Origin of the sequence: Sphingobium sp. (assembly GCF_041987595.1) — a bacterium.
Taxonomy (GTDB): Bacteria; Pseudomonadota; Alphaproteobacteria; order Sphingomonadales; family Sphingomonadaceae; genus Sphingobium.
This window is the reverse complement of the sequence record NZ_JBHIWJ010000130.1, coordinates 1-10282: the sequence shown is the minus strand read 5'-3', so window position 1 is coordinate 10282 and position 10282 is coordinate 1. Positions and strand designations below refer to the sequence as shown.

Sequence of the window (10282 nt, the reverse complement as noted above, 5' to 3'; positions counted from 1 at the left end):
GGCGCTCGCATAGATATGAACGGTCACGTCTTCGTCGTTCAAGGGATCGTCGACGCCGATGATCTCTACCAGCGTGGGCGAGCCGATCGACGTGATCACTTCATCCGCGACCTTGGGCGTGCCATAGTCGCGCGTAGCAAAGTTGCACCCGGTGGCGCGGATCAGTTCATTGTCCACACCCTGTTCCCCATTGGGACCCCGGAAATCATCCTTGCCCTTGCGGCCGTCCAGGTCGATTCCGTAGGCGACCTCTCCCCGATACGGTTCGTTGCCCTTGGCCAGGAACGGGAAATCCTCGGGATTGGTGCAACTGTCATAGGCCAGCCGCGTGCCGAGGAACGACAATATGCCCTTGCCCTTGGGGATGTCATGTTTCTGCCGGAGCGCCTCTATTTCCGCTTCCGGAACCGCTGCCATGCTCCCGTTGGCTCCCGACGCGTGACCGGTGGGCACCATCTTGAAACCGAGCTTGTCGCTCATCAGCCGCTGAAGTGCCTGAACCTTTTCGGGAGCTTCATATTTTACCCGCTCGGCAGGCGGCAGGCTTTGCAGGAATATATCGCTGGAGCTGAGCGATAAGGCACGACAGGCCCTGTCGTCCTCATAGGACGGCACGTAGATGTTGGTCAGTGCGAAGGACAAGGGCGCAGGCTCTGCGAGCGACGGATCTGCCGTCAGGCCACCGCCTATCGCCAGCACCGAAATAAACGCGATTCGCCTGTTTGTATGAGGACGTCTTCCGCCCTTGCGCCATATGGCGTTCATTACCCTCTCCTGCCGCAGTGCTTCTCGCCCGCGTGCTTCTGACTTACTGTCTTCTTTATCGCTTGATTTTTGATCAGGTCGCCACCCGAAAGCTGTTCATCGACCCGGCAAATCTGTTCGCTTTTTCGATGCCGCCATGACGGTCCCCAACGTCCGTGACGGTTCACGCGACGTGCAGCCGACGACCGGACAGCCGGTCCTGCAATTCTCAGAAATATTGGGCGGCGATCTCGCTGCTCATCTGCTGGGCGGCCATTACCAGCGTTGGCCCCAATTCATCCAGCCTCGTCCGCGCCAACCGCAATGACCGGTCGGACACGGACAGCGCCCCCTTTGGCAAGCCATGGCGATCATGAACCATCGCCGCCACGCAGCGCAGCCCGGCGTCATATTCCTCGTCATCCATGGCATAGCCACGGTCGCGGATAGCCGCCAGTTCCCTGCGGAGACGGTCGGCATCGACGATGCTGCGCGATGTGCGCCCCTTGAGCGAGGCGTGAGCGACATAGTCGTCAAACTCCTGGCGCGTCCAGTGCGCCATCAGCACCTTCCCCGATGCGGTCGTGTGCAGCGGCAGCACCGCACCAGGGCGGGCAGCGGTCGGACGGAACCCATTCTGCGCAACCTGACCGACATAGCAGATGCCCCGCCCTTCGGGCACGGCGATGTTCACGCAATGGTTCACTTCGGCCATAGGCGACCGCATGATCGAACGGCCGAGTTTTCCCAGATCCCGCGTCTGGGCGAAAACGGCTCCGACGGTAAACGCCTGAACCCCGATCGACCAACGATTGGTCGCTCTGTCGAACCCGACATAACGCAGCGCTTCCATACCTGCAACGATCCCGTAACGGTCGGCGCCGATATGCGGCAGCAGCCAGGCATAGTTGATTTCGCCGGTCCCGGGTTCGGCGCGTCCAGGATTGTCGGCGAGCTGGATGTGGCCGATTTCCGGCAACAGCCGCCCGATGTGTTCACCGACCCCGGACGCTGCCCGGGCAAGTCATCCTAAAATGCAATGCCAAGAACCAGGTCCATCACATTGGTCCCGGTCGAACCCGTGCGCAGCAAGTCCTGTGTCCTGTCGAACAGCGTGTAGCTGTCGTTTCGCGCGAGCATTTTGATCGGCTCGAGGCCCAGAGCCTGCGCCCGCGCGACCAGTGAGCCATCGGCAAAGGCTCCAGCGGCATCGGTGGGTCCGTCGGTGCCATCAGTGCCAGCTGACAGCAACGCAACCCGGCCCACGCCTTCCAACGCCAATGCGGCGACCAGAGCGAACTCCTGATTGCGTCCGCCCTTTCCGTCGCCGGTCACATGCAGGGTGGTTTCGCCCGCCGACATAAACAGGGCGGGCCGTCGCGCGGCGGGACACCTGCGCAAAGCCTCGGCCATCGACCGGGCCTGAACATGCGTATGGCCGGTCATGTTGGGGTTCACGACATGGAAGCGCAGGCCCGCATCCCGAGCGGCCTGCCGCACCGCGGCGAGCGCGCTGCCGCTGTCTCCCAGCAGCACGACATCGGCCCTGCCGCCTTCACGAGGGGGAACGGACGCTTGCGGCTTTGCGAGCAGGGCGCGCACGGCTGAAGGGATGTGATCGAGCAAGCCATAATGGGCGATGATCTCCAGCGGGTCGTGACCTCCAGAGGATGAGCGGCCGGATGACGGGCGAATGGTCGGCCCGGACCCTATCGACCCATGGTCCCCACTCGGCACGTCCGACAACAGCAGCGTAAGGCAGGCGGCAGGCGCGATATGGTCCAGCAACAGCCCGCCCTTCACCCGCGACAGCCGCTTCCGCACGCAATTGATCTCTTCGATCGACGCGCCCGATCGAAGCAGAAGGTCGGTGGTCGCCGACTTTTCCGATAAAGTGATGCCCGGCGCGGGCGCGACAAGCAGGGCGGACGCGCCGCCGGAAAGGAGAACGATAACGCTGTCCCTCCGGGTCAGGCCGTTCACCGCCCTCAGCAATTCCGCGGTGGCCGCGACGCCTGCCTCGTCCGGCAGGGGGTGCCCGGCCTCCAGTTGCCGGATGCGGCGCAAGGGGCCGCGATGATCGCGCTTCACGATGATGCAGCCATCATCGATCCTGTCGCCGAACAGGGTTTCGATGCCCTGAGCCATCGCGGCCGCGGCCTTGCCCGCGCCAATCACGATCAGGCGGCCCCGGGGGTCGATGGGCCAATCGATCGCCTGCCCGTCTTTCCTAATGAACCACCCGGTTTCAGTGGGAGGACCCAGGCATTCGACCAGATGATCTCCTCTCACCGCCTCCAGCGCTTTGCCGAACAGCGACGTCAGAAGGTTTCGTGCTTCCTGCACCGTATCGATCGTCACTGGCATCAGGGGACAAGCATCGTAAAAGGATAGATATAGGCCTGCAGCATCACGAATAGACCTATCAGCGACCCCGGCACCAGACTGTGCACGAAGACATAGCGCAGGATGCGTCCCTCCTGCCCGAACCATTGAGTAGCGGTCGAAGCGACGACGATGCTCTGCGCATCGATCATCTTGCCCATGACGCCACCTGCACTGTTCGCGCCCGCCATCAGCACCGGCGACAGGTCCAACTGCTCCGCCGTAACCTTCTGGAGACCGCCGAACAGGACATTGGACGCCGTGTCCGATCCGGTCACCGCAACCCCCAACCAACCCAGCATCGTGCCGAAGAACGGGTAAAGCGTTCCCGTTGCTGCGAATGCGAGGCCCATCGATGCATCGATCCCGCCGAAACGCGTCAGATAGCCCAGGGCCAGCATCGCGGCGATCGTCAGCAGGGATGGCAGGACCATGACCCAGGTGCGGGCATAGATGACGGCCAGTCGGCGGGGCGAGATGCGCAGCAACGCTGCACTGAGCAGCGCCGCCGCCAATATGGCCGTTCCCGTGGCGGACAACAGGTTCAGATTGTAGACGGCTTTTTCGAATTCAGGATGCGTGACGACCGGGGGCAGCCGCTGGATCATGCCGTCCAGCCCGGCAAAGGACAGATGGAGCGCGAAGACGCCGTCGAGCCAGTTTTTCATGAATGGCAGACCCCATATGAAAACGCAGGCGGTCAGGATTATCCAGGGCATCCAGGCCCGCTTGACGGCCGCGGCCTCATAGCTTGCCGACGGCGCGCGGACGTTGTCGGCCGTGGCGGCTGTATCGCGCTCATCACCAGCCGCGAGCGGCGCTTCGTTCACCGCCATGATTCGCGTGGGCCGCCATATCTTGAGGAAGAGAATGAGCGCGACGATGGAGACGAGTGCCGCGCCGATCGAAGTCAGCCAGGGACCGTGAAGATTTGATATGGCAAGTTGCACGGCGGCAAAGCTGATCCCCGCCACCAGCAAGGCAGGCATCACCTCCCTCGTCCGGCGCCATCCGCAATAGGCGACGAGCAGCCAGATCGGCACGATAAGGGCGAAAGGCGTCATCTGCCGCCCGACCATATGCGCGCGGACATGAAACAGGCCGATCGCCCCAAGAAGGACGATGACAGGCACCGCGGCAACCAGTGCCGACAGCCAGCCACTGCCCAGCGGATCGTAATTTTGCGACCAGATCATCCCGGAACCTTATGCGCTATCCTGTTTCGGTCCTGAGGCCGCAAGCGGGACGGAGCCGATCACTGCTCCGCCCCGCCGCCCCCTTTGGACCAATTCAGAAGCCCGGCGCCAAATCCATCAGCACGATGCCCTGCCCCACACCCGCGTCGATGACGTCGGCGGAGCCCACCTGCGCTGCGATCATGCGGCCATCGGGCCGAACCACGGGGTTGCCGTATTTCCAGCCGCCATATTGGACGATGTCGGTCATGCGCGTGTAGCGGGGCTTCCTGGGATCGAGATCGAGAATGCACAGGTCCATACCCTTTGCGCGATCCTGGGCACATTCGACCAGCGCACGGCGCCCGTCCGGGAAAATCCCCTCAACCTCGCCATAGAGAGTGGCGGGTGTCGGATAGCGGGTGATCTCCTTCGTATCGAAATCAACGGAAATCACCTGCGTCTCAACGCCTGTAGGTCCCTTACCATACCCATAACAGGGCATCAGCAGCCCCTTGTCGCCCGGCAGGAAATCCTGTGCTTCCACAAAACAGTCCGTGGTCGTGACGATTTCCTGCTTGTCTTCGAGCTTGGCCGTGCCGTCCTGCACCGCGATGCGGCCGGTATAGACCGTCGTCGCTGCGGGCTTTCCCGCCGCCGCAGGACGCATCTCGCTCCAGGCAATCAGGTTGCTGCGCGGGCTGGTCGCAATCCCTTCAAATATGGTGACACCCAATGGTACCGGCGCGCGTGTGGTCGAAGGGTCCATCCAGAACAGTTCGATCCGGCTGAAACGGGTTTCCTCGCGCGTCTTGCCCGGAATGCGGGGCCCCAGCAGCGCGAAGCTGCCGTCCGCCATATAATGAACCCGCAGAAAACCCTCGCTGGGCGCGTGGCCGGTCAGCTTGCGGATCTGTCCGGTCGCCATGTCATATTCGAAGGCGTCGCCGTAGGATTTGCCGATAAAGGCCAGCTTGTCTCCCTTTGGGGAGAAAACCGGACGCTCGCCGAAAGCCGAGATCAGGCGTTGCCCGGGCGGCATGTCCAGAATCGGATTGCCGGGCTTGTTGCCGAGGGGAAGGGTCGCCGGCACCGGCTCGCCGCGCGTGAATGTTTGCGCCGACAATGCCGACGACAGCAGCATCGGCACGGCCATCGCCGCCAGAACCCGGCTCACCTTCATAGTCATCCTCCCTGTTTCCGTCCCGTTCCAGCGCGGCAGCCCTCGACAGTCAAGCGATCGCAGCCGTCATCCCACCATGCGGCAAGCCATTTCCCGCATGGTGGTATGGCTGATTGTGAGGACGCGGCCTTGGCCTAGTGGGAAGGTAGTGACGTTATCGACAGGGAGAGATCATGCCAGTGAGCCGCCGCGCCGCTGACGCTGAGCGGCGGAGCGTTTCCCTCCCGTCTCGATCTGGCCGTGGGCGCGCGCGCAAGCCATGATGCGGCGCCGGACTGGGCGACGGAACCGATGCGCTGGTTCCCGCCCGCCTTCACAGAAGATGACGTCGGCCGTTTCGATCCCAAATTCCGGACCGATCATTTCAGCGACATCCATGCCGGCAGTGCCTTCCCGCGGTTCGCCCTCCCCGCTATCATCCGCCTTGATGGAAAGGATCATCACGGCACCGAGCTTGGGCCTGACCCCACGCATTGTGATCGTGGAGAATGACGTTTAACCCACGCGCCGGTTAACCGGTTAGTCAGTGGGGATGAGGGGTTGGGATTTTTCGATTTCCGGCTGCACTGTCCCGAAAAGGGCAGGAAATCTGGAGCGGGCGAAGGGATTCGAACCCTCGACCCCAACCTTGGCAAGGTTGTGCTCTACCCCTGAGCTACGCCCGCTCTGGCGGCCGGAGGAAGTGTCCCTCTCGGCGGGTGGGGGGCAACTAGCAGCGGCTTTCCACCTCGGCAAGCGGGAAATTGCGCAAAGTGATTTTTTTCTGTTCAGGCCGCTTTTGTCCTCCATTGTGAGCGGACTGCCTTATCTGTTGGCCTGTGGCAGCCATCTGCTACTGTGCCGGGCAGTCAACCGGTGGAATGATGGATATTTCTGCCGCCCGCTTCGTATCACATGTCTGAGGAGGAGAGCCGCATGACAGCCGAACAATGGACGCGCCGCCATATCCTCCAGGGCAGCGCGGCAGCAGCCGCCGCCCTGCCGGTTTCGATGGAAGCGCAGGCCGCGCCTCCCGGCCGGTCCCCACTCCGTCAGGAAGGAGCGCATATGACCGCTGTAGAACTGACTGTGAACGGTCGCGAAGTGCATCTTCAGCTTGATCCGCGTACGACCCTGCTCGACGCCCTGCGCGAGCATCTGCACCTGACCGGCACGAAAAAGGGTTGCGACCATGGCCAGTGCGGTGCCTGCACGGTCATGGTCGAGGGGCGACGGATCAACAGCTGCCTGACGCTCGCCGTCATGCATGACGGCGAGACCGTCACCACCATCGAAGGGCTGGGCACGCCCGACCGGCTTCATCCCATGCAGCGGGCCTTCATCACGCATGACGGCTATCAATGCGGCTATTGCACGCCGGGCCAGATCTGTTCGGCGGTGGCGGTGCTGGAGGAGATAGAGGCGGGCATTCCCAGCCATGCAACCGGCGATCTCGACCATGTCGCCTTTTCCGATGCGGAAGTGCGCGAGAGAATGAGCGGCAATATCTGCCGCTGCGCCGCCTATCCCAACATCATCGCCGCGATTCGCGAAGTGGCCGGGGAGAAGAAGGCATGAAGCCCTTTACCTACAGCCGCGCTGCCAGCGTCGCGGAAGCGGCCAAAGCCGCCGCCAGCGTGCAGGGCGCGCGTTTCATCGCGGGCGGCACCAATTTGCTGGACCTGATGAAGCTCCAGATCGAAACGCCCACCCATCTGATCGACGTCAATCATCTGGGACTCGACCGGATCGAAAAGACGGAAGATGGTGGGCTGCGGATCGGCGCGCTGGTGCGCAATACCGATCTTGCCGCGGACAAGGCCGTGCGCCGGGACTATGCGGTGCTGAGCCGCGCGCTGCTCGCGGGCGCATCCGGGCAGCTTCGCAACAAGGCGACGACCGGCGGCAACCTGCTCCAGCGCACACGCTGTCCTTATTTTTACGACACCCGCATGCCATGCAACAAGCGCAAGCCGGGCAGCGGCTGCGGCGCGATCAAGGGGATCAGCCGCAGCCTGGCCATATTGGGCACCAGCGACGCCTGCATCGCCCAGCATCCTTCCGACATGGCGGTCGCGCTGCGCCTGCTCGACGCCAGTGTGGAGACGATGGGCGCCGACGGCAACCGCCGTGCGATTCCGATTGCGGACTTCCATCTGGCGCCCGGCGACAGCCCCCATGTCGAACATGCGTTGCAGCCCGGCGAGCTCATCACCGCCGTCACCCTGCCCCGGCCGCTGGGCGGCACCCATGTCTATCGCAAGGTGCGCGACCGCGCTTCCTATGCCTTCGCGCTGGTGTCGGTGGCGGCGGTTTTCGGGAAGGATGGCAAGGCGCGCTTCGCCTTTGGCGGCATCGCGACCAAACCCTGGCGCGTCGCGGAGGCGGAGGCCGCGGCCTCCGGAGGCGCGAAGGCCGTGGCCGAAGCTGCCTTGGCCGGCGCCACTCCCACCGCCCAGAATGCTTTCAAACAGCAGCTTGCCGCCCAGACGCTCGCGGCGATCTACCGGCAGAAGGAGGCTTGATCCATGAAGTTCGATAGCCCCGCCACCACCAATCCGATCGACCGCGGCCGCGTCGTCGGCATTGCCCATGACCGGATCGACGGCGCTGCCAAGGTGACCGGCACCGCCCCCTATGCCTATGAGCGTCACGATGCCGCGCCCAATGCCGCTTATGGCTGGATCGTCGGCTCCGCTATTGCGAAAGGCCGGATCAGCGCCATGGACCTGCGCGCGGCGGAGGCTGCCCCCGGCGTTATGGGTATCGTCACCCATCAGAATGCCGGACCGCTGGCGAAGGGGAATATGAACACCGCCCATCTGCTGGGCGGCCCGGCCATCGAACATTATGAGCAGGCGGTGGCGCTGGTGATCGCGGACACGCTGGAAAATGCCCGGGACGCGGCCCGGCTGGTCCGGATCGATTATGCGCCCGAAAAGGGCCGCTTCGATCTCGCGGCGGAGCGCGACAGGGCGGTCCCGCCGACAGGCGGCTTTGGTGGTCCCGCGGACACCAAGGCGGGCGATTTCGACGGCGCGTTCGCCAGGGCGGCGGTGAAGCTCGACCGGAGCTACACCACGCCGGACCAGAGCCACGCCATGCTGGAACCGCACGCCACCACCGCGGCATGGAACGGGGACAAGCTTACCCTCTGGACGGCCAACCAGATGGTCGCCTGGAGTGTCGGCGACATGGCCCGGACGCTCAAAATCCCCAAGGAGAATGTCCGGATCGTCGCGCCCTATATCGGCGGCGGCTTCGGCGCGAAGCTGTTCCTGCGCGCCGACGCCCTGTTGGCGGCGCTGGGCGCCCGGCAGGTGGGCCGCCCCGTCAAGGTCGCCATCGCCCGCCCGCAAATTCCCAACAACACCACCCATCGTCCCGCCACCATCCAGCGTATACGCATCGGCGCGAACAGGGACGGGGTGATCGACGCCATCGCCCATGAGGTCTGGTCGGGCGACCTGCCCGGCGGCGCGGCCGAAACGGCGGCGGCGCAGACGCGCCTGCTTTATGGCGGCGCCAACCGGCTGACCGCGCATCGACTGGCGACGCTGGATCTGCCCGAAGGCAATGCGATGCGCGCGCCGGGCGAAGCGGTCGGCCTGCTGGCGCTGGAAGTCGCCATGGACGAACTGGCCGAAGCCTGCGGCGTGGATCCGGTCGAACTGCGCATCCGCAACGATGTGCAATATGATCCCGAAGCCGGACCGCAGCGGCCCTTTTCCAGCCGCAAATTCGTGGAATGCCTGCGACAGGGAGCGGAACGTTTCGGCTGGAGCCGCCGCAATCCCAGGCCCGGGCAGGTGCGGGAAGGGCGCTGGCAGATCGGCATGGGAGTCGCGTCGGCCTTTCGCAACAATCTGGTCGGCAAATCGGGCGCGCGGATCGGCGTGGACGCGAAGGGCCATGTCATCGTCGAGACCGACATGACCGACATCGGCACCGGCAGCTACACGATCATCGCCCAGACGGCGGCGGAAATGATGGGCGTGCCGCTGGAGGCTGTGACGGTGCGGCTGGGCGACAGCCGCTTTCCGGTGTCGGCCGGCTCGGGTGGTCAATGGGGGGCCAACAGCTCCACCGCGGGCGTCTATGCCGCTGCCGTCGCATTGCGGACGAAGCTGGCGGAAAAGGCCGGCTTTCCCGCCGATCGGGCGCTGTTCGAGGATGGGCTGGTGCGGTTTGGCAACCAATCGCAACCGCTGGCGCAACTGGCCGGGCGAGAGGGGCTGTGGGCAGAGGACAGCATGGACTATGGCGACCTCGACAAGCGGTATGCGCAGGCGACCTTCGGTGCGCATTTCTGCGAAGTCGGCGTCGACATCGATACCGCGGAGGTGCGCATCCGCCGCATGGGCGGCGCTTTTGCCGCGGGCCGCATCCTCAACCCCAAATCGGCCCGCAGTCAGGTGATCGGCGCAATGACCATGGGCGTGGGCGCCGCGCTGATGGAGGAACTGACCGTGGACACCCGGTTCGGCTTTTTCGTCAATCACGACATGGCCGAATATCTGGTGCCGGTGCATGCCGACATTCCCGATCAGGATGTGCTGTTTCTGGATGAGCTGGACGATAAAAGCTCGCCGATGAAGGCCAAGGGCGTCGGTGAGCTGGGCATTTGCGGGGCGGGTGCGGCGGTCGCCAATGCGATTTACAATGCCACCGGCATCCGCCTGCGCGATTATCCCCTGACGATCGACAAGATCCTTGGCGCGTCAACCGGCCATAGGGTCGCTTGACAGTAGTCCGACGGCGCCTCTAGTCCCCGGCTGAAGAGAGGAAAAGGGGCGCCATGTAATATCTTCCGCTG

General features: G+C 64.1%; 8 protein-coding genes, 1 tRNA gene and 1 pseudogene. 3 read left to right on the top strand and 7 right to left on the bottom strand.

Annotation, left to right across the window (positions count from 1 at the left end):
- The 7 genes and pseudogenes from ACFC3J_RS20555 to ACFC3J_RS20525 all read right to left on the bottom strand — a co-directional run.
- A pseudogene (locus tag ACFC3J_RS20555) lies at positions 1 to 642 on the bottom strand (hypothetical protein); the annotation flags it as partial.
- Positions 643 to 973: 331 nt separating this feature from the next.
- On the bottom strand, positions 974 to 1723 hold the full coding sequence (locus tag ACFC3J_RS20550; protein ID WP_375197858.1) for an IclR family transcriptional regulator C-terminal domain-containing protein: 750 nt from the start codon (positions 1721 to 1723) through the stop codon (positions 974 to 976).
- Between the two features lie 50 nt (positions 1724 to 1773).
- The gene (locus tag ACFC3J_RS20545; RefSeq protein ID WP_375197857.1) at positions 1774 to 3111 is read right to left on the bottom strand and encodes a glycerate kinase; all 1338 of its coding nucleotides are present in this window, start codon (positions 3109 to 3111) and stop codon (positions 1774 to 1776) included.
- The gene (locus tag ACFC3J_RS20540; protein WP_375197856.1) at positions 3111 to 4325 is read right to left on the bottom strand and encodes an L-lactate permease; all 1215 of its coding nucleotides are present in this window, start codon (positions 4323 to 4325) and stop codon (positions 3111 to 3113) included. Before ACFC3J_RS20540 ends, ACFC3J_RS20545 begins: the two co-directional genes overlap by 1 nt.
- A gap of 94 nt (positions 4326 to 4419) precedes the next feature.
- Positions 4420 to 5493, bottom strand: coding sequence for a hypothetical protein (locus ACFC3J_RS20535; RefSeq protein ID WP_375197855.1), 1074 nt, complete (start codon positions 5491 to 5493; stop codon positions 4420 to 4422).
- Positions 5494 to 5658: 165 nt separating this feature from the next.
- Positions 5659 to 5931, bottom strand: coding sequence for a hypothetical protein (locus ACFC3J_RS20530; protein WP_375197854.1), 273 nt, complete (start codon positions 5929 to 5931; stop codon positions 5659 to 5661).
- Between the two features lie 146 nt (positions 5932 to 6077).
- A tRNA-Gly gene (locus ACFC3J_RS20525) sits at positions 6078 to 6152 on the bottom strand.
- A 250-nt stretch (positions 6153 to 6402) separates the two neighbouring features.
- Between ACFC3J_RS20525 and paoA the strand changes: the two genes are divergently transcribed.
- Genes paoA through paoC form a run of 3 tightly spaced genes read left to right on the top strand, consistent with a single transcriptional unit; the run spans position 6403 to position 10211 of the window.
- A complete protein-coding gene (paoA, locus tag ACFC3J_RS20520) occupies positions 6403 to 7044 on the top strand; it encodes an aldehyde dehydrogenase iron-sulfur subunit PaoA (protein ID WP_375197853.1) in 642 nt (213 codons plus the stop codon).
- On the top strand, positions 7041 to 7991 hold the full coding sequence (locus tag ACFC3J_RS20515; protein WP_375197852.1) for an FAD binding domain-containing protein: 951 nt from the start codon (positions 7041 to 7043) through the stop codon (positions 7989 to 7991). The genes paoA and ACFC3J_RS20515 overlap by 4 nt, the downstream gene beginning before the upstream one ends.
- Before the next feature lie 3 nt (positions 7992 to 7994).
- Entirely contained in the window at positions 7995 to 10211 is a 2217-nt protein-coding gene (paoC, locus tag ACFC3J_RS20510; RefSeq protein ID WP_375197851.1) for an aldehyde oxidoreductase molybdenum-binding subunit PaoC, read from the top strand.
- Positions 10212 to 10282 lie beyond the last annotated feature (71 nt).

What these genes read in the sequence shown, in the direction of transcription:
- ACFC3J_RS20535 (WP_375197855.1), bottom strand. Translation starts at nt 5,493, where the DNA reads ATGACTATGAAGGTGAGCCGGGTTCTGGCGGCGATGGCCGTGCCGATG.
- paoA (WP_375197853.1), top strand. Translation starts at nt 6,403, where the DNA reads ATGACAGCCGAACAATGGACGCGCCGCCATATCCTCCAGGGCAGCGCG.
- ACFC3J_RS20515 (WP_375197852.1), top strand. Translation starts at nt 7,041, where the DNA reads ATGAAGCCCTTTACCTACAGCCGCGCTGCCAGCGTCGCGGAAGCGGCC.
- ACFC3J_RS20545 (WP_375197857.1), bottom strand. Translation starts at nt 3,111, where the DNA reads ATGCCAGTGACGATCGATACGGTGCAGGAAGCACGAAACCTTCTGACG.
- paoC (WP_375197851.1), top strand. Translation starts at nt 7,995, where the DNA reads ATGAAGTTCGATAGCCCCGCCACCACCAATCCGATCGACCGCGGCCGC.
- ACFC3J_RS20540 (WP_375197856.1), bottom strand. Translation starts at nt 4,325, where the DNA reads ATGATCTGGTCGCAAAATTACGATCCGCTGGGCAGTGGCTGGCTGTCG.